Source organism: Pseudomonas sp. EggHat1 (genome assembly GCF_014892995.1).
GTDB lineage: Bacteria > Pseudomonadota > Gammaproteobacteria > Pseudomonadales > Pseudomonadaceae > Aquipseudomonas > Aquipseudomonas chaetocerotis.
In genome coordinates, this window is sequence record NZ_JACKQK010000002.1 from 282,579 (window position 1) to 303,026 (window position 20,448).

General features: G+C 64.4%; 20 protein-coding genes. 6 read left to right on the forward strand and 14 right to left on the reverse strand.

All coding sequences use genetic code 11. The features are described from left to right. Positions 1-5: 5 nt before the first annotated feature. From INS93_RS05555 to INS93_RS05580, 6 genes are all read left to right on the forward strand, one after another. Complete coding sequence (locus INS93_RS05555; protein ID WP_192980613.1) at positions 6-1,382, forward strand: PepSY-associated TM helix domain-containing protein; 1,377 nt, start codon at positions 6-8, stop codon at positions 1,380-1,382. A gap of 74 nt (positions 1,383-1,456) precedes the next feature. Next, positions 1,457-1,951 (forward strand): copper chaperone PCu(A)C, encoded by a 495-nt coding sequence (locus INS93_RS05560; RefSeq protein ID WP_192980614.1) that lies wholly within the window; start codon positions 1,457-1,459, stop codon positions 1,949-1,951. Then, positions 1,951-2,325: a DUF2946 domain-containing protein gene (locus tag INS93_RS05565; RefSeq protein ID WP_192980615.1), complete on the forward strand. Its 375-nt coding sequence runs from the start codon at positions 1,951-1,953 to the stop codon at positions 2,323-2,325. The genes INS93_RS05560 and INS93_RS05565 overlap by 1 nt, the downstream gene beginning before the upstream one ends. A gap of 62 nt (positions 2,326-2,387) precedes the next feature. Beyond that, positions 2,388-4,478 (forward strand): TonB-dependent copper receptor, encoded by a 2,091-nt coding sequence (locus INS93_RS05570; RefSeq protein ID WP_192980616.1) that lies wholly within the window; start codon positions 2,388-2,390, stop codon positions 4,476-4,478. Positions 4,479-4,722: 244 nt separating this feature from the next. Next, complete coding sequence (locus INS93_RS05575; protein ID WP_192980617.1) at positions 4,723-4,989, forward strand: PepSY domain-containing protein; 267 nt, start codon at positions 4,723-4,725, stop codon at positions 4,987-4,989. Beyond that, positions 4,989-5,525 carry a cytochrome b/b6 domain-containing protein gene (locus INS93_RS05580; RefSeq protein WP_192980618.1) on the forward strand — a complete coding sequence of 179 codons (537 nt, stop codon included), beginning with the start codon at positions 4,989-4,991 and terminating at the stop codon, positions 5,523-5,525. The genes INS93_RS05575 and INS93_RS05580 overlap by 1 nt, the downstream gene beginning before the upstream one ends. 75 nt (positions 5,526-5,600) lie before the next feature. On the opposite strand, the gene INS93_RS05585 is transcribed toward INS93_RS05580, so the two are convergent. The 14 genes from INS93_RS05585 to INS93_RS05650 form a co-directional block, all read right to left on the reverse strand. Beyond that, the gene (locus INS93_RS05585) at positions 5,601-6,548 is read right to left on the reverse strand and encodes an adenosine deaminase (protein ID WP_192980619.1); all 948 of its coding nucleotides are present in this window, start codon (positions 6,546-6,548) and stop codon (positions 5,601-5,603) included. A gap of 354 nt (positions 6,549-6,902) precedes the next feature. Then, complete coding sequence (locus INS93_RS05590; RefSeq protein ID WP_160017198.1) at positions 6,903-7,862, reverse strand: 2-oxoglutarate and iron-dependent oxygenase domain-containing protein; 960 nt, start codon at positions 7,860-7,862, stop codon at positions 6,903-6,905. Between the two features lie 180 nt (positions 7,863-8,042). Further along, a complete protein-coding gene (locus INS93_RS05595) occupies positions 8,043-9,125 on the reverse strand; it encodes a BMP family ABC transporter substrate-binding protein (RefSeq protein WP_160017199.1) in 1,083 nt (360 codons plus the stop codon). Positions 9,126-9,463: 338 nt separating this feature from the next. Next, positions 9,464-10,819 carry an 8-oxoguanine deaminase gene (locus tag INS93_RS05600; RefSeq protein ID WP_192980620.1) on the reverse strand — a complete coding sequence of 452 codons (1,356 nt, stop codon included), beginning with the start codon at positions 10,817-10,819 and terminating at the stop codon, positions 9,464-9,466. 215 nt (positions 10,820-11,034) lie between these two features. Next, complete coding sequence (locus INS93_RS05605) at positions 11,035-11,484, reverse strand: REP-associated tyrosine transposase (RefSeq protein WP_192980621.1); 450 nt, start codon at positions 11,482-11,484, stop codon at positions 11,035-11,037. 144 nt (positions 11,485-11,628) lie between these two features. Continuing rightward, positions 11,629-12,555 carry an ABC transporter permease gene (locus tag INS93_RS05610; RefSeq protein WP_192980622.1) on the reverse strand — a complete coding sequence of 309 codons (927 nt, stop codon included), beginning with the start codon at positions 12,553-12,555 and terminating at the stop codon, positions 11,629-11,631. A gap of 95 nt (positions 12,556-12,650) precedes the next feature. Further along, positions 12,651-13,748 carry an ABC transporter permease gene (locus tag INS93_RS05615; RefSeq protein WP_192980623.1) on the reverse strand — a complete coding sequence of 366 codons (1,098 nt, stop codon included), beginning with the start codon at positions 13,746-13,748 and terminating at the stop codon, positions 12,651-12,653. A gap of 11 nt (positions 13,749-13,759) precedes the next feature. Further along, the gene (locus INS93_RS05620; RefSeq protein ID WP_192980624.1) at positions 13,760-15,307 is read right to left on the reverse strand and encodes an ABC transporter ATP-binding protein; all 1,548 of its coding nucleotides are present in this window, start codon (positions 15,305-15,307) and stop codon (positions 13,760-13,762) included. A 250-nt stretch (positions 15,308-15,557) separates the two neighbouring features. After that, entirely contained in the window at positions 15,558-16,118 is a 561-nt protein-coding gene (locus INS93_RS05625; RefSeq protein ID WP_192980625.1) for an MFS transporter permease, read from the reverse strand. Between the two features lie 203 nt (positions 16,119-16,321). After that, complete coding sequence (locus tag INS93_RS05630) at positions 16,322-17,008, reverse strand: SDR family oxidoreductase (RefSeq protein WP_192980626.1); 687 nt, start codon at positions 17,006-17,008, stop codon at positions 16,322-16,324. A gap of 368 nt (positions 17,009-17,376) precedes the next feature. Further along, positions 17,377-17,943: a DUF922 domain-containing protein gene (locus INS93_RS05635; RefSeq protein WP_192980627.1), complete on the reverse strand. Its 567-nt coding sequence runs from the start codon at positions 17,941-17,943 to the stop codon at positions 17,377-17,379. Beyond that, a complete protein-coding gene (locus INS93_RS05640) occupies positions 17,940-18,524 on the reverse strand; it encodes an IMPACT family protein (RefSeq protein ID WP_192980628.1) in 585 nt (194 codons plus the stop codon). Before INS93_RS05640 ends, INS93_RS05635 begins: the two co-directional genes overlap by 4 nt. Next, entirely contained in the window at positions 18,524-19,186 is a 663-nt protein-coding gene (locus tag INS93_RS05645) for a TetR/AcrR family transcriptional regulator (protein WP_160017211.1), read from the reverse strand. Before INS93_RS05645 ends, INS93_RS05640 begins: the two co-directional genes overlap by 1 nt. Before the next feature lie 170 nt (positions 19,187-19,356). After that, positions 19,357-20,274 (reverse strand): LysR family transcriptional regulator, encoded by a 918-nt coding sequence (locus tag INS93_RS05650; protein WP_017675412.1) that lies wholly within the window; start codon positions 20,272-20,274, stop codon positions 19,357-19,359. Between the last annotated feature and the right edge of the window lie 174 nt (positions 20,275-20,448).

A 20,448-nucleotide genomic window follows, 5' to 3' on the forward strand; every position in this document is an offset into this window, starting at 1 on the left:
TGGAGATGGAAATGAATAATGTCTCGTTCTACAACCTGGCCTGGCGCTGGCACTTCTATGCCGGGCTGTTCGTCATCCCGTTCATGATCCTGCTGTCGATCACCGGGATCATCTACCTGTTCAAACCGCAGCTCGATACCTGGATGTATGCCGACCTGATGCAGGTGCCGGTCGCCGAGCAGCGCCTCAGTGCCGATCAGCAACTGGCTATCGTCCGCGAAGCCTATCCGCAGGCGACGGTCAGCAAGTACCTGCCGCCCGCTGCACAGGATCGCAGTGCGCAGTTTGTGATCAATCGGGACGGCCAGGAGCTGAACCTGTTCGTCGATCCCTACAACGGCAGCCTTCTCGGCGCCCAGGACGCCCTGTGGAACCTGCAGGCGGTGGTGCGCAAGCTGCACGGTGATCTGCTGATCGGCACCGTTGGTGACCGGCTGATCGAACTGGCCGCTGGCTGGGGCATCGTGCTGGTGGTGTCCGGGATGTACCTGTGGTGGCCACGCGGCAGCAGTGGGGCGGGTGTGTTGTGGCCACGTCTGAGCGCGCGAGGGCGCCTGTGGTGGCGCGACCTGCATGCGGTGACCGGCTTCTGGGGCAGCGCGCTGCTGCTGTTCATGCTGCTCACCGGCATGACCTGGACGGGCTACTGGGGCGCGCAGTTCGCCGGTGCCTGGAATCACTTTCCCGCCGCCATGTGGGATGACGTGCCCAAGTCCGGGCAACTGACCGGCAGCCTCAACAGCAGCAGCCAGCAAACCGTGGCCTGGGCGGTGGAGGTCACGCCGCTGCCAGCGTCCGACCCGCATGCCGCGCATCACGGCCATGCCGGGCATCAGGCCGCAGCGGCCTCCACCAGCCTGCTGCAGCATGTGGTCGACAGCGCCGCCGAGCGCGGTGTTCAGCCCGGCTACAGCATCAGCCTGCCCCAGGGCGAGCAGGGCGTTTACACCGTCGCGCTGTTCGCCGACGATCCACGCAACGATGCCACCCTGCACTTCGATCAATACAGCGGTGCGGTACTCGCCGATGTGCGCTGGCAGGACTACGGCCCAGTGGCGAAAACCGTGGAAACCGGGGTGATGCTGCACGAAGGCAAGCTATTCGGCCTGGCCAACCAACTGCTGATGGCGGCGGTCTGCCTGCTGATCATCTTCAGTTCCGTCAGCGGCCTGGTGCTGTGGTGGAAACGCCGCCCGGCCGGACGCTTCGGTGTGCCGCCGCTGCGCCACGACCTGCCGCGCTGGAAGACCGCCATCGGCGTGATGATCGTGCTCGGCGCGATCTTCCCGCTGGTCGGCGCTTCGCTGCTGCTGGTCTTCGTTCTTGACTGGCTACTCTCGCGCTTTCGCCAACTGCGGCCATCGACCCGGCCGCTGGCATGAGTGAACAGTTTGATCGTCGCAAGACGTTATAGGCTCGCCCCATGATTCGATTTCAAACCAGGAGGCAACACCCCATGACCCTGAAGAAAACCCTGCTCGGCTTGACCCTGCTGCTGCCGACGCTGTTGGTGCAGGCCCACGAGTACGAAGCCGGCCAACTACATATCGACCATCCCTGGTCGCGCGAGATGCCGCCGGTGGCGCCGACTGCCGCCGCCTACTTCGTCATCCACAACAAGGGCAGCGAAGCGGATCGCCTGCTCGCCGTGAGCACCCCGGTAGCCGGCAAGGCCGAGTTGCACGAGCACGTGCATGCCGACGGTGTGATGAAGATGCAGCAGGTGCAGGACGTGGCCATCCCCGCTGGGGGCGAGGTGAAGTTCGAACCCATGGGCTACCACGTCATGCTGTTCAACCTGAAGCAGCAGGCCAAGGACGGTGAGCGCTTCCCGCTGACCCTGACTTTCGAGAAGGCCGGTTCTGTCGAGGTCGAAGTTGCCGTGCAGAAAGATGCACCGGCAGGCCATGAACATGGCGACGCTCACGACCACGGCAAGCATCAGCACTGATGCTGTTCACGGCACGCAGGCGCACGCTCGCCGCCCAGCTTGGGCTGCTGGCGTTCGTCCTTATCGTGCTGGCGCCCCTGGCGTCGCAACTGCGTGCCGAGCCGGCTGACTGGCGCTGGCTGAGCGAGCTCAACTGTCATGACGGGGCAGGTAGCGTACCAGCCCCAACGAGCAGCTCCAGCCCGGTGCTGCAGGTTGATGCTTGCGGCTACTGTTCGCTGCTCTCGCATTGTCCGGTGCTGGCCGACAATGGCTCGGTGCTCGCGAGCCGCCTGGTGTTATCTCGCGATACTACCCTGGGGTTGCCTGAGCGACCGCTGCCGGGCGCCAACTTCCCACATGCGTTGTCACGCGCACCGCCGATGCGCGCCTGAAGTCACCCTTCCCATGAGGCAATGAGCAAGCCTCTTCGCCAATCGACTTTTCAGGTATTCGCATGTCCGTTTCCTTCGTTTCGGGCGCTGTTTCCGTGCGCCCTCGTTTTCCCCTGTCCGTCTTGGCTGTCGCCTGCAGCCTGTGTTCCATCACGGCCCTGCAGGCTGCCGAGGCGCCTGTGCACGAACTGCCACCCAGTGTGATCACGGCAATCCAGCAAAGCTCGCCGCTGACCGTGGTGGCCGATCCCAAGGACCCACGCCAGCCGGTGCCGGCCAGCGATGCGGCCGACTACCTCAAGACCATTCCCGGTTTCTCCGCGATTCGCAGCGGCGGCAGCAACAGCGATCCGGTGTTGCGCGGCCTGTTCGGCTCGCGCCTGCTGCTGCTCACCGATGGCGGGCAGATGATCGGCGCCTGCCCGGGCAGGATGGACGCGCCCAGTTCCTACATTTCGCCGGAAACCTACGATCTGCTGACCGTCACCAAGGGTCCGCAAACCGTGATCTGGGGCCCGGGCGCTTCGGCTGGGGTGGTGCGCTTCGATCGCGAGCCGGAACGTTTCGGAGAGCTGGGCACGCGGCTGCATGCCAGTGTGCTGGCCGGCTCCAATGGCCGCTTCGACCGCCTGATCGATGGCGCCGTCGGCAGCGATCAGGGTTACCTGCGGGTGATGGGCAACCGCTCGCAGTCGGACGATTACGACAACGGTGACGGCGACACCATCGCCTCGCGCTGGGACAAGTGGAACGGTGACGTGGCCCTGGGCTGGACGCCGGATGCCGATACCCTGATCGAATTCAGCGCCGGCCGTGGCGATGGCGAGGCGCGCTACGGCGGTCGTGGCATGGATGGCACCCAGTTCAAGCGCGAAAGCCTCGGCCTGCGCATCGAGCGCAGCAACGTCGGCGGCGTACTGGATAAGCTCGAGGCCAAGGTCTACTACAACTACGCCGACCACATCATGGACAACTTCCGCCTGCGCGTGCCGGACCCGAGCAGCATGATGGCCGGGCCCATGGCTTCGCAGGTCGACCGTCGTACCTTGGGCGCACGCCTGGCTGCGACCTGGAAGTGGGACGACGTCGAGCTGATCACCGGCGTCGATGCGCAGCACAGTGAGCACCGCCAGCGCAGTTCCAGTGGCGGCATGATGGGCATGCCCTATGTCGACGCCGATCGCTTCCCCTGGGACAAGGACGCGCTGATGCACAACTATGGCGTGTTCGCCGAAGCCACCTGGCGCCTGGCCGAGCGTGATCGGCTGATCTCCGGCGCACGCCTTGATCGTGCCTCGGCCAAGGACTACCGGCAGAACTTCAGCAACATGATGGGCATGACCACGGCCAACCCGACGGCGGGCGAGACCCGTGCCGATACCCTGCCCAGTGGTTTCGTGCGCTACGAGCACGACCTGTCCGCCTCGCCGACCACCGTCTATGCCGGCATCGGCCACGTGCAGCGCTTCCCCGATTACTGGGAGCTGTTCTCTGCCGGCCTCAACGGCCCGGCCGGCGCGGACAACGCCTTCGCTGGCATCGAGCCGGAGAAGACCACCCAGCTCGATATCGGCATCCAGTATCAGGACGACAAGCTGCAGGCCTGGGCCTCCGCCTATGCCGGGCAGATCCGCGACTACATCCTGTTCGACTACCGTGGCATGAGCACCCAGGCCGACAACGTCGATGCGCGCATCATGGGTGGCGAGCTGGGCGTGGCTTACGCCTTCGATTCCAACTGGAAGGCCGACGCGACCCTGGCCTACGCCTGGGGCAAGAACAGCAGCGACGGTGAGGCGCTGCCGCAGATGCCGCCGCTGGAAGCGCGTCTGGGCCTGACCTACCAGCGTGACGACTGGAGCGTCGGCGCGCTGTGGCGTGTGGTCGACGGCCAGGGCCGCATCGCCGAAGGGCGCGGCAACGTGGTGGGGCAGGACTTCGGCGACAGTGCCGGCTTCGGCGTGCTCTCGCTCAATGGCGCCTACCGCGTGAGCCAGCAGGTCAAGCTCAGCGCCGGTGTGGATAACCTGCTCGACAAGCGCTACGCCGAGCACCTCAACCTGGCCGGCGACGCAGGCTTCGGCTTCCCGGCCGAAACCCGTATCGACGAGCCGGGCCGCACCCTCTGGGCCAAGGTCGATTTCGACTTCTAAGCCTTCGCTAGCCCGGCGCTACGAACCGTAGCGATCCTCTCGTAGGAGCCCGCTTGCGGGCGGTTGGCGCTTGCACAATGCGGATCGCCCGCAAGCGGGCTCCTACGTTTGGCCGGGCACGGCGCCCACCTTTCCCGGATTGCATCCGGGCTACGATTTTGCGTGGGCTAATAGAGTCTTAAGGTTCAGGCGCCAGAGTAGTCCCCGCAGACACACTTTCCCCTGCATCGAAGAGGACTCCACCATGCGTAAACTGCTTCTGCTGTCCCTGGCTCTGGCCAGCCCGCTGACCTTCGCCGCCACCGAATGCACCACCGCCGACAAGGCTCAGTGGCAGGATCAGGACAAGTTCCAGGCCGACCTCAAGGCCCAGGGCTACGAGATCAACAAGTTCAAGGTCACTGACGGCAACTGCTACGAAATCTACGGTTTCAACAAGGACGGCAAGAAGGTCGAGATCTACTTCGACCCGGTCAGCGGTAACGCCGTCAAGAGTGACGTGGAAAGCTGATGAGCGCACCGACCACGCGCTTGTGGGACCCAGTGGTGCGCTTGTTCCACTGGTCCTTGGCCGGCGCTTTCCTGGCCAACTACTTCTTCACCGAAGAGGGTGAGGACTGGCATCGCTGGTTCGGCTACTACGCGTTAGCCTGGCTGGCGATTCGCCTGGTGTGGGGCTTCGTCGGTACGCCGGCGGCGCGCTGGGCGGATTTCTGGCCGAGCCGTGCGCGTTTGAGCGAGCACCTGCGCGCACTGGTTTCCAGGCAGCCGTATCACCGCCTGGGGCATTCGCCGCTGGGCGCGCTGGTGATGCTTCTGATGATGGCGCTGATGCTCGGCCTGGGGGTGACCGGCTTTCTGATGGAGGAGGTCGATTATTTCTGGGGCGCGGACCTGCCGCTGCAGATCCATGAACTCTGTGCCAACGGCCTGATGGCGCTGGTCGGCCTGCATATCGCCGCGGCCTTGTTCGAGAGTTATCGGCTGCGTGAGAACCTGCCGCTGTCGATGGTGACTGGCAAGCGGCGCAAGCTCTCGGAACACTGATACCACAGTCGCGGCTGAAGCCCCTCCCACAACTCATGGGCACTGTGGGAGGGGCTTCAGCCGCGACGCTCTTGCTCAGACCAGTCGCGCGTCCAGGCTGTTCTGCGCCAGACGCTTGGCCTGGTCTTCGGTCATGCCCAGGTGTTCGTGCAGGGCGGCGAAGTTCTCGCCGACGTAGCCGCCGAAGTAGGCCGGGTCATCCGAGTTCACCGTCACCTTCACGCCGCGTTCGAGCATCTCGAGGATGTTGTGCTGGCTCATGTGCTCGAATACGCAGAGTTTGATGTTCGACAGCGGACAGACGGTCAGCGGGATCTGCTCGTCGATGATGCGCTGCATCAGGCGTTCATCCTCGATGGCGCGCACACCATGGTCGATGCGCTTGATCTTGAGCAGGTCCAGCGCCTCCCAGATGTATTCGGGTGGGCCTTCCTCGCCAGCGTGCGCCACCGCGTGCAGGCCTTCGCTACGTGCCTTGGCGAACACCCGCTCGAACAGGCGCGGCGGGAAGCCCTTCTCCGAGCTATCGAGGCCGACGCCGATGAAGGCGTCGCGAAACGGCATGGCCTGTTCCAGGGTCTTGAAGGCTTCTTCTTCGGGTAGATGACGCAGGAAGCTGAGGATCAGGCCGTGGCTGATGCCCAGTTGCTTCTCGCCGTCGAGCAGCGCCTGCTGAATACCGCGCAGCACCACCTCGAAGGGAATGCCACGGTCTGTGTGGGTCTGCGGGTCGAAGAAGGGCTCGACGTGGATGACGTTCTGCGCCTTGCAGCGTTGCAGATAGGCCCAGGTCAGGTCATAGAAGTCCTGCTCGGTGCGCAGCACGTTGGCGCCAGCATAATACAGGTCGAGAAATTCCTGCAGGTTGTTGAAGGCGTAGGCTGCGCGCAGGGTCTCGACATCGGCCCAGGGCAGGGCGATCTGGTTGCGTTCGGCCAGGGCGAACAGCAGCTCGGGCTCCAGCGAGCCCTCCAGGTGCAGGTGCAGTTCGGCCTTGGGCAGGGCATTCAGCCATTCGGGCATGGTCGGTTCTCGTTGTCAGGCTTTGTAATTGGCAAAGTTTAACCGGTGGGACAGGATTTTGCTGCGTCTACGGACCGGCAGCGTAGGTGGACTGATCGTTCCCACGCTCTGCGTGGGAATGCCCTTGCAGATGCTCTGCGTCTGAGGGACGCAGAGCGTCCCAGGCTGGTCTCCCACGCCGGAGCGTGGGAGCCATCATCACAGGATYGTGCTGCGTCTACGGACCGGCAGCGTAGGTGGACTGATCGTTCCCACGCTCYGCGTGGGAATGCCCTTGCAGATGCTCTGCGTCTGAGGGACGCAGAGCGTCCCAGGCTGGTCTCCCACGCCGGAGCGTGGGAGCCATCATCAGCCCTACGCTTCCTCACGCCGATAGGCGTAGGTGTCGGCGAAGCGCGACAGCAGGTACGCGGCGCTGGTCACCGGCGAATACTTGGCCGGGTTGTCCGTGCTGGAACAGTTCGGCAGGCAGTCGATCAGCGTATCGGGATGCGGTTCGGCGAAGAACGGCATGGAGTAGCGATCCACCCCTAGAGGGCTGATCACCCGATGCGGCGTGGAGGTGTAACGGTCGTTGCTCCAGCGGGCCATCATGTCGCCGATGTTGACCACGAAGCTGCCGGCAATCGGCGGCGCGTCGATCCACTCGCCTTCGCGCGCGCGCACCTGCAGGCCACCGGCATCGTCCTGGTAGAGCAGGGTGATGCAGCCGTAGTCGGTATGCGCGCCGGCGCCTTGCTGGGAGGCCGAGCTGGCGGTGTGGCGCGGTGGATAGTGGATCAGGCGCAACACGCTGATCGGCTCATGGAAGCGCGCGTCGAAGAAGTCGTGCTCGATGTCCAGCGCCATGGCCATGGCGCGCAGCAGGGTCTTGGCCAGCTCGTGCATGTCGGCGTAATGCTGTTCCATCAGCGCAGCCCAGCCGGGTATGTCCGGGTGGCGATTCGGCCCGCGCAGAGGTTTGCCGGCCAGCACCTCGGGGTGATCGGCGGGCATGTGGAAACCCATGTCGAAGGTTTCCTTGAGGTCGCTCGGCTTGCTTGGGTCGAGCTGCTCGGTGGCAATCGCCCCGTAGCCACGGTGGTGGGTGGTCTGGGTGATATCGATCTTGAGTTTTTCCTCGGCGGGCAGGGCGAAGAAGCGCTTCGCTGCACCGAGCAGGGCGTCGATGCGCTCGCTGCCGATGGGGTGGCCGACGATGTAGAAGAAGCCCCAGTCGCGGCAGGCGCGGTCGATCTGCTCGGCCACGGCGGGCCAGGCCGAGGCGTCGTCGGCGTAGAGAGGGGCGATGTCGATGATGGGGAGGCTGTTCATAAAAGCTCCGGGGTGTTGCTGCGAGTCTTCTCGTACCCAGGGCAGCGAAAAAGGACGCTTCTGGTGAAGCGTCCCCTTGATGCGGTTCTGCCAATGGCAGGGACGGCATCGGTAGTTGCCGGGCGGCGGGTTTCACCTGCCCTACGATCGCATGTAGGGAAGGTGCAACCCGCCAGCCAATTACTTCGGTATCTCGGCCTTCACGTTTTCCACGTAGTAGTTCATCGAGGCCAGTTCTGCGTTGGTCGCGCTCACGCCTTCGGCGATGCGCACCGCGCCGCTCTGATCCTTGATCGGGCCGGTGAAGGGGTGGAACTTGCCGCTGCGAATGTCGGCGATGATCTGCTCGGCCTCGCTCTTCACATCAGCCGGCACCAGGTCGCTGATCGGCAGTTCGATTGTGTCTTCTGCCAGGCCGCCCCAGAAATCTTCGGATTTCCAGGTACCGTCGATCACCGCCTGGGTGGATTTGACGTAGTGCGGGCCCCAGTCGTTGACGATGGAGGTGAGCACGGCCTTCGGCCCGAAGTGGGCCATGTCCGAGGCGTAGCCGACGGAGTAGATGCCACGGCGCTCGGCGGTCTGGATCGGCGCCGGGCTGTCGGTGTGCTGGAACATCACGTCCACACCTTGATCGATCAGCGCATTGGCGGCATCGGATTCCTTGCCCGGATCGAACCAGGTGTTGACCCACACCACTTTGATCTCGGTGCCCGGGTTGTACTTGTCCAGCGCCAGTTGGATGGCGTTGATATCGCGGATCACTTCGGGGATCGGGAAGGAGGCGACGTAGCCGACCTTCTTGGTCTTGGTCATCTTCGCTGCGAGGAAGCCGCCGACGTAGCGACCTTCATAAGAGCGCGACAGGTAGGTACCGACGTTCTTGTCCTGCTTGTAGCCGGTGGCGTGCTCGAAGGTGACCTTGGGAAATTGCTTGGCCACTTTGATGGTCGGGTTCATGTAGCCGAAGGAGGTGGTGAAGATCAGGTCGAAACCGCCCTTGGCCATGTTGCGGATCACCCGCTCGGCGTCGGCGCCTTCCGGTACGTTCTCGACGAAGCTGGTGGTGACCTTGTCGCCCATTTCCTTGATCAGCATCTGCCGGCCCTGCTCGTGCTGGTAGGTCCAGCCGTGGTCGCCGATGGGGCCGATGTAGACGAAGCCGACCTTCAGCGGATCGGCGGCGGAGGCGCTGAGCATGGCGCCAAAGCCCAGGGCGGCGACGAGGGTGCGCAGCAGCGGTTTCTTGCTCTTCTTGTGCATGGTGGGTGCAGCTCCAGTCTTGGTGTTGGGGTGGCCGTTGGTTGGCTGATCCCCTGACTGCAAAAAGCTGACCAAAAGGACAGATAGGCGAGGCGACGGCGTTCTGCCTGTGCGCCTGCTCAGGAGTGGGGGCGGTATTGGTGCGCGGCAGGCGCGTATGGGATTTTGTGGTGCGTCGCTCTCACCCTTGCACCGATGAAACGACGGTCGCGGCTGAAGCCCCTCCCACAGGCTGGCGCTGTTCTTGCGGGAGGGGGCCTTTGTGGGAGGGGGCTTTAGCCGCGACTCAGACGGTAGCCTGGGCATCGCTGCGCTCGACCCAGCCTACGCAACCGATGTCAGCCTGCGATCAGCTCACGCGCGGCCTGACGGTGATCAGCTATCAACTGCGCCACATCCAGCCCCTCGATCTGCCCATCGATGACGCGCCAGGTGCCGCCGATCATCATCCGGTCGGCACGGTCGGCGCCGCACAGCAGCAGCGCGGACAGTGGATCGTGGCTGCCGGAGAAGCGCAGCTCATCGAGCTTGAACAGCGCCAGGTCGGCCTGCTTGCCCACCGCCAGCTCGCCGATATCGTTGCGGCCCAGCAGCTTCGCCGAACCCTTGCTGGCCCAACCAAGCACGCGTTGCGGGGTGATCTGTTCGGCGCCGTAGCGCAGGCGCTGGATGTACAGCGCCTGGCGCGCTTCGAGGATCATGTTCGAGGCATCGTTGGAGGCCGAGCCGTCGACACCCAGGCCCAGCGGCGCACCGGCGGCTTCCAGCTCGACACTGGGGCAGATGCCCGAAGCCAGGCGCATGTTGGAGCTGGGGCAATGGCAGATGCCGGTGCCGGCAGCGCCAAGACGGGCTATTTCGTCGGGGTTGAAGTGGATGCCGTGGGCCAGCCAGGTGCGCGGACCGAGCCAGCCGACGCTGTCCAGATAATCCACCGTGCGCAGGCCGAAGCGTTGCAGGCAGAAGTCTTCCTCGTCGAGGGTTTCGGCCAGGTGGGTGTGCAGGCGCACGTCCAGTTCGTCGGCCAGTTGGGCGCTTTGGCGCATGATGTCCTGGGTCACCGAGAAGGGCGAGCAGGGCGCCAGGGCGATCTGGATCTGCGCGCCGTCGCCGCTCTGGTGGTACTGGCCGATCAGACGCTGGCTGTCGGCCAGGATCACCTCGCCCTGCTGCACCGTCTGTTGCGGCGGCAGGCCCCCGTCGGCTTCGCCCAGGCTCATGGAACCGCGCGTGAGCATGGCGCGCATGCCCAGTTCGCGCACTGCCTCGACCTGCACATCGATGGCATTCTCCAGGCCGCCGGGGAACAGATAATGGTGATCGGCAGCCGTGCTGCAGCCGGACAGCAGCAGCTCGGCCAACGCCACCTTGCTGGCCAGGGCGAGTTTCTCCGGTGTGAGGCGCGCCCATACCGGGTAGAGCGTCTTCAGCCAGGGGAACAGCGGCTGGTTGACCACCGGCGCCCAGGCGCGGGTGAGGGTCTGGTAGAAGTGATGGTGGGTGTTGACCAGGCCCGGCAGCACCACGTGCTCGCGGGCATCGAAGGTTTGGTCGCAGGGTGTCGACGGCTGCTGGCCTTTGCTGAGCACTTCGGCGATACGGCCATCTTCGATCACCAGGCCGCCGGTAGCGTCCAGGTCGTTGGCGGTGAAGATGGCGAGAGGGTTCTTGATCCAGATACGGGTAGCTGCCATAAGCAGGCTCCTCTGAGGTTGATGTCAGGTAAGCCAGCTCAGTGTTGACCCTGTCTGCTGATCCAGGTGCGTCGGAATCGACGTGCGGGGCACGATAGCTGACTCTGGAGTCAGGAGCAACAAGCCTGTCGCGGCTGAAGCCCCTCCCACAAGAATGGCACTTGTCTGTGGGATCGGCTTTTGTGGGAGGGGCTTCAGCCGCGACTCTCCCAAGCTCAAAGCCATACCGAATCCCACAATGGATAATCGCCCACCCGGTTGACTAAGCCAGCCCTCAGGGGATTGGCGACGATGTAACGTGCGGCGGGCAGAATATCCTCTTCCCGGCGCAGCGCTCGGTCATGAAAACCATCCTGCCAGAGCTTTCCCTGACGGCCGACCAACGCGTTGATTCGCTTGGCACTGCGCCCTTTGATGCGGCGCATCAGTCCGCTCAGTGAGCCTTGCTGCAGGGCGATGAGCCAGTGAAGGTGATCGGGCATGAGCACCCAGGCCAGTGATTTGGCCAGGCCGTCTTGCTGCGCAGCTTTGAGTTCTGTGACGACGATTCGACCCACAGTGAAGTTCGAAAAAAGCGTTTCGCGGTTTTCGGTCGTGGCATTGAGTAGATAGATGCGTTGTGTTTCCGAGAACCGGCCGGCACGCAAGCGAGCTGAGTTGGGCATTCCTTTGCCTCTCGATCAGGGTGTGACACAGGTATAGCCGAAAATCTCTTGTCGCGGCTAAAGCCCCTCCCACAGCACCCGTGCAGTCTGTGGGAGGGGGCTTTTGTGGGAGGGGCTTCAGCCGCGACTAATAACTGTCGAGCATCAATGCCCCGGCTGCCACGGCTGGCCCAGCGACACCGGCGCATACAGCCGGGTCTTGATCGCATCGCGCGACAGCAGTACCAGCACCACGATGGTGGCGACATAGGGGAGCATGGCCAGCAGGTTAGACGGGATCGACAGGCCGATGCCCTGCGCCACCAGGTGGAGGATGCTGGCCAGGCCGAACAGGTAGGCGCCGAGCAGCACGCGCAGCACACGCCAGCTGGCGAATACCACCAGCGCCAGGGCGATCCAGCCGCGCCCGGCGGTCATGTTCTCCGCCCACATCGGCGTGTAGGCCAGCGACAGGTAGCCACCTGCCAGGCCCGCCATGGCGCCGCCGAACAGCACCGCCAGGGTGCGTACGCGCAGCACCGGCAGGCCCATGGCGCTGGCAGCGTCGGGGTTCTCGCCGACGGCCTGGATGATCAGGCCGATGCGGCTTTTCAGCAGCACCCAGGCCACCAGCGCGAACAGGGCGAAGGACAGGTAGATCAGCACGTCCTGGGCGAACAGCATGCGCCCGATCAGCGGGATATCGGACAGCAGCGGAATGACGATGGGCTCGAAGCCGGACAGCGGCTTGCCCACCCAGGCGGCGCCGACGAATGTCGACAGGCCGACGCCGAAGATGGTCAGGGCCAGGCCGGTGGCCACCTGGTTGGCGTTGAAACCCAGCGCCACGGCAGCGAACAGCAGCGACAACAGCATGCCGGCGACGATGGCCAGCAATACGCCGAGCCACAGGCTTCCGGTGCTGAAGGCGACGATGAAGCCGATCACCGCGCCGAACAGCATCATGCCTTCCTGGCCGAGGTTGAGCACGCCGCTCTTCTCGCACACCAGCTCGCCGAGAGCCACCAGCAGCAGCGGCGTGCCGGTGCGTGCCATGGCGTAGAAGATATTGGTCAACAGATCGAGATCCATGGGGATTCCTTTGCATTCATGCTCTTTGTGGGAGGCGCTTCAGCGGCGAGTTTTTGTCGCGGCTAAAGCGGAATGCCGCCCAGCCACTCCCACCGTCAGGTTGTCGCTTCGGTGAGCTTCTCGCGCTTCGCCCATTTCCACTTCAGCCGTGGCCGATAGAGGATCAACACGTCACAGGCCAGCAGGTAGAACAGCATCATCCCTTGGAACAGTTGGGTGATCGCCTGCGGCAGATTCAGGTTCATCTGCGCGTTCTCGCCACCCAGGTACAGCAGCGCCATCAGCAGGCTGGCAAATAGAATACCGAGCGGATTGAGCCGCCCGAGAAAGGCCACGGTGATCGCCGCGTAGCCGTAGCCGGGCGAGACCTGTGGCACCAGTTGACCAATCGGCCCGGCCACTTCGCCGACACCCGCCATGCCGGCCAGGGCGCCGCTGACCAGCAGGGCGAACCACACCAGGCGCTTCTCGCGAAAGCCGACGAAACCGGCGGCGCGGCTGTCCAGGCCGAGCACCTTGATCTGGAAACCAAGAAAGCTCTTGTGCAGCAGCACCCACACCGCCACCAGGGCCAGCAGCGCCAGGTACAGGCCACCGTGCAGGCGCCCGTCCTCGCTGACCAGTGGCAGGCGGCTGGCATCGCCGAACATGGCCGACTCGGGGAAGTTGAAACCAGCGGGATCCTTCAATGGGCCATGCACGAAGAACAGCAGCAGGTTCAGCGCGATGTAGTTGAGCATGATGCTGGTGAGGATTTCGTTGGCGTTGAACTGTGTGCGCAGCCAGGCGGTAAGCCCGGCCCAGGCCGCGCCGGCGCAGGTGCCGGCCAGCACTACCCAGGCCAGCGCCCAGCGGCTGTCCCAGTCGATCAGTTGCAGGGCTGTGGCGCTACCGGCCAGGGCGCCGATCAGCAGTTGGCCTTCAGCACCGATGTTCCAGATGCGCGCCTGGTAGGCCACCGCCAGGCCGAGGGCGCACAGCAGGATCGGCAGCGCCTTGACCAGCAGTTCGGACACGCCGTACCAGTCGCTGACCGGGGCGATCAGCAGGGTGTGCAGGGTTTCCAGCGGGTCATGGCCGAGCAGGGTGAACAGCAGCATGCCGCTGATCAAGGTCAGTACGGCGGCCAGCAGCGGCGACAGCCAGAGCATGGGGCGCGACTCCTGGCCGCGCGGTTCCAGGGATAACAGCATGACGGGCTCCGTCAGCAGGCCGCAGCAGCGGGGGGTTGATCGAATTCACCGGCCATCCAGCGGCCGACTTCCACGGTATTGACCTGTGCGGTGTCGACCAGCGGCGACAACCGCCCGCTGCACAGCGCGCCAATGCGGTCGCTGATCTGGAACAGCTCGTCGAGGTCTTCGGAGATCACCAGGATCGCCGCGCCGGCATCGCGCAGGGCGATCAGCGCGCGGTGGATGGCGGCGGCAGCGCCGACGTCCACGCCCCAGGTCGGGTGCGCGGCCACCAGCAGCTTGGGTTGTTGCAGGATTTCCCGGCCGAGGATGAATTTCTGCAGGTTGCCGCCGGACAGGCTGCGTGCGGCGGTGTCGGCATTCGGCGTTTTCACCGCGAAGCGGCGGATGATCTCCTCGGCCAGTGCGCGCACCTTGCCACGCTGCACCAGGCCGCCCTTGACCAGGCCCTGGCCGAAGGCGGTGAGCAGGGCGTTGTCCACCAGGCTCATCTCCGGCACTGCGCCATGGCCGAGGCGCTCGGCGGGGACGAAGGCCAGGCCCAGCTGGCGCCGCGCATCGGGGTGCAGATTGGCCACCGGCGCGGCATCCAGGCTCACTCGCTCACGTTCGCTACGCGGCAGGCGAGTTTCGCCGCTGAGCAGCGCGAGCAGCTCGTCCTGGCCATTGCCAGCCACGCCGGCGATGCCGACGATCTCGCCGCTGCGCACCTCCAGGCGAATGCGCTCGAGCGAGCATCCGAACGGGTCAGGGTTATGCCAACTGAGGTCATCGACGCGTAGCCGTGGCAGGCCGCCGCTGACCTTCGGGTAGCTGCTTTCCAGTCCCTCGGCATCACCGACCATCAGTCTCGCGAGCTCCAGGTCCGAGCACTCGGCCGGTACGCAATGACCGGACACCCGGCCGCCGCGCAGCACCGTGGCGCTCTGGCACAGGGCACGCACCTCGCCGAGCTTGTGGCTGATAAAGAGGATGCTGCAGCCCTCGGCGGCCAGGCGGCGGAGGGTGACGAACAGCTCGTCGGCCTCCTGCGGGGTGAGTACCGAGGTCGGTTCGTCGAGGATCAACAGTTTGATGTCCTGCATCAGGCATCGAACGATCTCCACGCGTTGGCGCTCGCCGATGGACAGGCTGTGCACCAGGCGCGTCGGCTCCAGCGCCATGCCGTAGCGCTGCGACACTTCGCGAACTTTCGGCTCAAGCTGCTTCGGCGTCCCGGCCTGCGCGCCCATGGCCAAGGCGATGTTCTCGGCGACGGTCAGGGTCTCGAACAGCGAGAAATGCTGGAACACCATGCCGATGCCCAGGCCACGCGCCATGGCCGGATCGCGCATCGCCAGCCGCTCGCCCTGCCAGCGAATCTCGCCGCTGCTGGGCTGAGTGACGCCGTAGATGATCTTCATCAGGGTGCTCTTGCCGGCACCATTCTCGCCCAGCAGGGCACGGATCTCGCCGGGGGCGATAGCCAGGTCGATACGATCGTTGGCCAGGCAGCCGGGGTATTGCTTGCTGATGGCTGTCAGTTGCAGGCGTGGAGAATCGGGTGAGGCAGACATGGAAAACGCTCATGGCAATAACTGAGCGGGGCTAAAGCAAAAACTTGGCCAGGAGGTCAGAAAAGCTGGCGGCGGGCGTTTGCGTCTGCCGCCAGTCCTGGTTCATGCGCAGGATTGGTGCGACCCAGCCCGTAGGGTGCGCCGTGCGCACCGCATTCGAGCGAACCGAGGTTGGCGACGATGCAACCCGGGAAAAGAGGCGCCATGTCTGAAGTGCCCGCTCGTTGGATACCGGGACGCGCTGGGGTTCTCAGACGAAGAATGCACCCATCAGGAACAGCCATAGCAAGGCGCCGGGGGCCATGCACAGCAGGTTGAGACCGCTGATAGAGGCGTTGCTCTGTCCATCGTCATCGCCGCTCGCCTGGTTTGCCTGTTGCTGGATCAGCGCCAGGGGCACGGCTGGCGCCATGATGATGGCGAACAGCATTAGCCATTCAAGACCGCCGCCTGGGCCATCGATCCGCGACAGGCGGTTGGTGACGATGGTCAGCAACACGTACGCCCAGGCAGTGCCCGAGTAACTCCAGGCCGGCCGACCCAGGCTCTGCTTGTGTTCGCTGATCAGCCTGCATAGCGAATGGGTAAAAAATATCTGAAAGATCGAGCGCGCCGCTGGCCAGATCTTTTTCGGCAGCATTGCGCTGCGCTGGTTGTCCCATTGTTTGTAGAACCAATAGAAGGAGTACAGGCTGAAGGTGGTGAAGTACAGCAGGTAGAACTTCTTCAGTGAGGTGACGAAGAATGCGCTGCGGGTGTGGGATTGTGTGTCGAGCAGCTCGGCGTTGGGGGGCTGATACAGGTTGTCCATTGACCTAGTCCCGGATAGCGGTTGTGGGAGGCTCGCATCCTGCGAGTGTTCGGAGCGCGGCAGAGTATACGAATGTCAGGATGTTTTTGGCGTGCGTTATGGCGCGAAATGGCTCGCTCACTCAGGCAAATCGCCCCCACGCTGGAGCGTGGGAGCCATCGTGCTTGTTGCGCAGGCAGCACGCCGATCTCCAGTGCGGATACTTACCAGGGCAGCGGGTTGCCCTCGAAGTCCAGATAGCGCAGACCGGGTTGGCCGACGGCGGAGCTGACTTGTTCGACCATGCCCTTGCAACTGCTGTCGATATCCAGCGGAGCGTCGGCGCCGCCCATATCGGTGCGTACCCAGCCCGGGTGCATCAGCAGCACGCCGAGTTTTGGGTTGTCCTGAGTGCGCACGAAGCACTGCACGAGGTGGTTGAGCGCGGCCTTGCTGGCGCCGTACAGCGGCATGCCCAGGCCGGCACCCGCCTCGATGCTGCCGAGGATCGAGCTCATGAACACGATCAGCCCATGCTCGGCGGCCAGGTTCGGTAGCAGGCGCTCGGCCACGCGCAGCGGGGCGACGGCGTTGGTCAGGAACAGCTGACCCATTTCCTCGGCGCTGGCCTGTGCAGTGCTGTGGTGCTCGGGGCCGGCAACCCCGGCGTTGACGAAGATGACGTCGAACTGCTGGTTGCTCAGGCGATTGGCCAATTGTTCCAGGCTGCCCGGGTCGGTCATTTCCAGTTGCTCTACGCGCACGCCAGGCAGTGCCTGCAGCGGTGCCTGCTGCGCGGCGCTGCGCACGGTAGCAGTGACGGCCCAGCCCTGGGCGGTGAATTCACCGGCCAGACCAAGGCCGAGGCCACGTGAGGCTCCAATGATCAGGATGGATCGGGGCGCAGTCATGTAAGGCTCCATGGCGGATGAGAAAGAAGATCAGCATAGCGAATGTCGATCCGATAAGCCCGGCACGGTAATCCTCTGCAGGAGCCCCGCCTCGGGGCGTAGTGCTGTTCACTTAGGAAACGGTCGAGCTCGATCAGTCCCCTCACCCCTCCGTGGAGAGGGTTAGGGCGGGCCGCGTTCGGCGAGGGGGGAACTGGCAGATTTGCGGTGTTTTCTGCCCTCTCCCCCAGCCCCTCTCCCATAAATGGGAGAGGGAAGCCAAACGTGTGCAACCTTAAGTGAACAGCATCATGCCCAGGGGCGAAGCTTTTCGAATGCGTCCAGCCACGATTCGCGGCGGGGCGCGGCCCCTGCATGTTGTGGCAGTGTTATTCCGTCAGCCAGGCACCCTGGCTGCGGCCGTGACCAGTCTGCTGGTCGTACTGCCGCTCCTGTTCGGCATGGCGCCGCAGGATGGCGTTGGCGCGCTGGTTGGCTTGCTGTTGCAGCTCGGCGCAACTGGGGTATTCGGACGCCTGCAGCAGGGCGGCGTCGATCTCGGCGGCGGCAGCCTGGCCGATGCGGTAATGGCCCAGCTCATGTTCGCGCAGTGCACCGAGGTACTGCTCGAATCGCTGGCGCTGCTGGGCGTCGCCGCCGCCGAGACGGGGTAGGGTGATGGTGGCGTTCAACCGGGTACGGGTGAGGTCGATCTGGCAGCGGCCGTCACGTTGCTCGCGCCACCAGAAATTCCACTGCACCTGCCAGCGGGTGTAGGCGTGGTAGATCTGGCCGTTCTGGCGAATCGGCGAGGCCTGGTTGAGGGCGCGGCTGAGGGATTGGCCAGAGTCCACCTGCAGGTCGTAATACTGTTCCTGCACACGTTCTTGCACCTCGGCATGGGCCGGCAGGCAGAGCCACAGCAGCGACAGAACTGTAAGGATCGTCCGCTTCATGGAGCCTTCAGGCTTTCGCGGCCCCGGCTGATGTCGCCCAGCAAGCGTTCCAGCGTGGCACGCTCGGCCGGCACGACGGCCAGTTGCAGGCGCGCGCCAGTGGCGTCGTAGTCCTCGCTTTCGATCAGGCTGTCGAACTCGTTCAGGCGCGCCTTGAACACGGGCAGCTCGGCGAACTGCAAATGACAGGTGAAGGATTGGCGCAGCACCAGTTCGCGCCGCTCGCCGGCCTGCAGGCATTTGGCCGCGCTGCCGCCGTAGGCGCGAGCCAGGCCGCCGGTGCCGAGCTGGATACCGCCGTACCAGCGGATCACCAGCACCGCCACCTGATCGCAGTCCTGCCCCTCGATGGCGGCGAGGATCGGCCTGCCAGCCGTGCCGCCCGGTTCGCCGTCGTCGTTGAAGCGGTACTGGTTGCCGACCTTCCACGCCCAGCAGTTGTGCGAGGCGGCCAGGTCGCTGTGGCTGTCGATGAAGGCTTGCGCCTCGGCCGCGCTGGCAACCGGCGCGGCGAGGGCGATGAAGCGGCTCTTGCGAATCTCCTCACGGTATTCGCAAGGGCCGAGCAGGGTGAACGCCATCAGGCTTTGGCGGCAGGTGTCAGGCCGCAGCCCTTGAGGATGACCTGCACAAGCTGGTCGGATGCTTGCTCGAAGTCCTGCTTGGTCAGGCGCGAGCTCTGCTTCACGCGGCAAATCTGCGAGGCGAAGTCGGCATAGTGCTGGGTGCTGCTCCATAGCAGGAAGATCAGGTGAAGCGGGTCGACCGGGTCCATCTTGCCTGCGGCGATCCAGCCTTCGAACACAGCGGCACGGCCACGGAACCAGTCCAGGTAGTTCTGGTTGAAGTATTGCGACAGGCACTCGCCGCCGCTGATCACTTCCATGGCGAAGATGCGCGAAGCCTTCGGCTGGCGCCGGGAGAATTCCATCTTGGCGCGGATGTAACGCTCCAGCGCTTCGGCCGGGTCGTCATCGACGCTCAGATTGTTGAAGGTGCTGTCCCACAGTTCGAGGATGTTGCTCAGCACTGCCAGGTACAGCCCCAGCTTGTTGTTGAAGTAGTAGTGCAGATTGGCCTTGGGCAGGCCGACGTTCTGCGCGATGGTATTCATGCTGGTGCCCTTGAAGCCGTGCCGGGCGAACTCTTCCTCGGCAGCCTTGATGATGGCTTCTTCGTTCTTCTGGCGAATGCGCCCGGCGGGCTTGCCGTTGGCGCTGTGGGCGGGGACTTCGAAGGTCATGGGGTGATTCCGAACTGATCAGGGAGCCGAGCGATTGCACAGATACCCCAGCCTTGGCTGGGTGACAAGCATTACGGTGTGAAAAAGCCCGTTTGCGCCGGGCGCGTGACCCTGGACAGGCGATCTGCCCGCTTTTTCTCTTCGAGATGGGGCATTTGCCAGTCCGCACCTCAGGCTTCGGCCAGGGCGTCGAGAAAACTCTCCAGCACCAGGTGTGCGCGGCGGCCCTTGCGCGTGACCGCTGCCAGGTTGATGTCGTAGTAGCGCGTGGACGCCTTGAGCGCGCGCAGGCGACCCTGTTGCACCCAGGCCTGGGCGTAGTGGTCGGGCAGGTAGCCGATATAGCGCCCGGTCAGAATTAGAAAGGCCATGCCCTCGCGGTCCGAGGCGCTGGCCGTGCAGTTCAGCGCCTGGTAATGGCTCTGCACCTCGGGCGGCACGCGAAAGGTCGGGGCGATCGCCTCCTGGGCGTTGAGTCGTTCGTCCTCGAGCTGCAGATCATCGACGTAGAACAGCGGGTGGCCGACGGCGCAGTAGAGCAGTGAGCGCTCGTCGTACAGCGCCTGATATTCCAGGCCGGAGAGGGCGCCGACCTGCGGCACAACGCCGATATGCAGGCGGCCGTCGAGCACGCCCTGTTCCACTTCCGAGGGCGGCGTCATGCGGATGTGGATGCGCACGTCCGGCCCTTGCACCTTGAGGCGTGCCAGGGCATTGGTGATGCGCATGTGCGGGATGGTCACCAGGTTGTCGGTCAGGCCGATGTTCAGCTCGCCGCGCAGGTGCTGGTGCAGGCCGTTGACCTCGGTGCGAAAGCTCTCCAGCGCCGCCAGCAGCTGCAGCGTGCTCTGGTACACCTCGCGGCCTTCCTCGGTCAGGGCGAAGCCGGCACGGCCACGCTGGCACAGGCGCAGGCCAAGACGCTGTTCGAGGTCGCTCATCTGCTGGCTGATGGCCGAGCGGCCGATGCCCAGCGCGCTTTCCGCCGCGGAAAAACCGCCGCATTCCACCACACTGCGAAATAGCTTGAGCAGGCGGATTTCAAAGTCGCTGACCTGGGCCAGCGGATCGGGACGACGGCTGCTCATCTGTTTAGTGGGCCTTGAACTGAAGATAAGAAGAGTGTTGTTTTACTGACTCTATGCTCGTGGCACCTTTGCTGGCAACTGATTCAACTCCTGTGGGAGGGGCTTTAGCCGCGACTGTTGTCGGTCTCCTGTTTGTCGCTGCTAAAGCCCCTCCCACATTGCCCCCGAACACGC

Excerpts from the sequence above, each read along its gene's own strand:
- INS93_RS05555 (WP_192980613.1), top strand. The coding sequence starts at position 6 with ATGGAAATGAATAATGTCTCGTTCTACAACCTGGCCTGGCGCTGGCAC.
- INS93_RS05560 (WP_192980614.1), top strand. The coding sequence starts at position 1,457 with ATGACCCTGAAGAAAACCCTGCTCGGCTTGACCCTGCTGCTGCCGACG.
- INS93_RS05565 (WP_192980615.1), top strand. The coding sequence starts at position 1,951 with ATGCTGTTCACGGCACGCAGGCGCACGCTCGCCGCCCAGCTTGGGCTG.
- INS93_RS05570 (WP_192980616.1), top strand. The coding sequence starts at position 2,388 with ATGTCCGTTTCCTTCGTTTCGGGCGCTGTTTCCGTGCGCCCTCGTTTT.
- INS93_RS05575 (WP_192980617.1), top strand. The coding sequence starts at position 4,723 with ATGCGTAAACTGCTTCTGCTGTCCCTGGCTCTGGCCAGCCCGCTGACC.
- INS93_RS05580 (WP_192980618.1), top strand. The coding sequence starts at position 4,989 with ATGAGCGCACCGACCACGCGCTTGTGGGACCCAGTGGTGCGCTTGTTC.
- INS93_RS05585 (WP_192980619.1), bottom strand. The coding sequence starts at position 6,548 with ATGCCCGAATGGCTGAATGCCCTGCCCAAGGCCGAACTGCACCTGCAC.
- INS93_RS05590 (WP_160017198.1), bottom strand. The coding sequence starts at position 7,862 with ATGAACAGCCTCCCCATCATCGACATCGCCCCTCTCTACGCCGACGAC.
- INS93_RS05595 (WP_160017199.1), bottom strand. The coding sequence starts at position 9,125 with ATGCACAAGAAGAGCAAGAAACCGCTGCTGCGCACCCTCGTCGCCGCC.
- INS93_RS05600 (WP_192980620.1), bottom strand. The coding sequence starts at position 10,819 with ATGGCAGCTACCCGTATCTGGATCAAGAACCCTCTCGCCATCTTCACC.
- INS93_RS05605 (WP_192980621.1), bottom strand. The coding sequence starts at position 11,484 with ATGCCCAACTCAGCTCGCTTGCGTGCCGGCCGGTTCTCGGAAACACAA.
- INS93_RS05610 (WP_192980622.1), bottom strand. The coding sequence starts at position 12,555 with ATGGATCTCGATCTGTTGACCAATATCTTCTACGCCATGGCACGCACC.
- INS93_RS05615 (WP_192980623.1), bottom strand. The coding sequence starts at position 13,748 with ATGCTGTTATCCCTGGAACCGCGCGGCCAGGAGTCGCGCCCCATGCTC.
- INS93_RS05620 (WP_192980624.1), bottom strand. The coding sequence starts at position 15,307 with ATGTCTGCCTCACCCGATTCTCCACGCCTGCAACTGACAGCCATCAGC.
- INS93_RS05625 (WP_192980625.1), bottom strand. The coding sequence starts at position 16,118 with ATGGACAACCTGTATCAGCCCCCCAACGCCGAGCTGCTCGACACACAA.
- INS93_RS05630 (WP_192980626.1), bottom strand. The coding sequence starts at position 17,008 with ATGACTGCGCCCCGATCCATCCTGATCATTGGAGCCTCACGTGGCCTC.
- INS93_RS05635 (WP_192980627.1), bottom strand. The coding sequence starts at position 17,943 with ATGAAGCGGACGATCCTTACAGTTCTGTCGCTGCTGTGGCTCTGCCTG.
- INS93_RS05640 (WP_192980628.1), bottom strand. The coding sequence starts at position 18,524 with ATGGCGTTCACCCTGCTCGGCCCTTGCGAATACCGTGAGGAGATTCGC.
- INS93_RS05645 (WP_160017211.1), bottom strand. The coding sequence starts at position 19,186 with ATGACCTTCGAAGTCCCCGCCCACAGCGCCAACGGCAAGCCCGCCGGG.
- INS93_RS05650 (WP_017675412.1), bottom strand. The coding sequence starts at position 20,274 with ATGAGCAGCCGTCGTCCCGATCCGCTGGCCCAGGTCAGCGACTTTGAA.